Origin of the sequence: Vogesella mureinivorans (assembly GCF_007644035.1) — a bacterium.
GTDB classification, from domain to species: domain Bacteria; phylum Pseudomonadota; class Gammaproteobacteria; order Burkholderiales; family Chromobacteriaceae; genus Vogesella; species Vogesella mureinivorans.
Window position 1 is genome coordinate 1 of the sequence record NZ_VMTV02000645.1, and the last position, 343, is coordinate 343.

Sequence of the window (343 nt, forward strand, 5' to 3'; positions counted from 1 at the left end):
CCGGCTTGCTGTCAGCGTGCTGGCGTCGACGCCCTTCCTGATCTGCGTGTGCCTGCTCTACTTCTACAAGATCGACAAGACCCTGGAATCGCGGATCGAGCGTGAGCTGGTCGAGCAGCGCACGGCCCGCGAGTCGCTGGCGCAGGGGGCGGCATGAGCACGAATCCGACCGGTCGACCGCCTGCAGAACTGATCGCCGCGGCGATCTCGGCACCGCTGGTGCGCCATGTCTACACGGCGGACCCGTCCGCCCACGTGTTCGAAGGACGCATCTACCTCTACCCTTCGCACGACATCGAGGCCGGGGTGCCCGCCAACGATCTCGGCGACCAGTACGCGATGG

The 343-nt window shown here is 66.5% G+C and carries 1 protein-coding gene; it reads left to right on the plus strand.

The window, feature by feature from the left end; genetic code table 11:
- Positions 1 to 153: 153 nt before the first annotated feature.
- The coding region (locus FLQ44_RS17080; RefSeq protein ID WP_206208944.1) for a hypothetical protein at positions 154 to 343 on the plus strand (190 nt) is incomplete at its 3' end.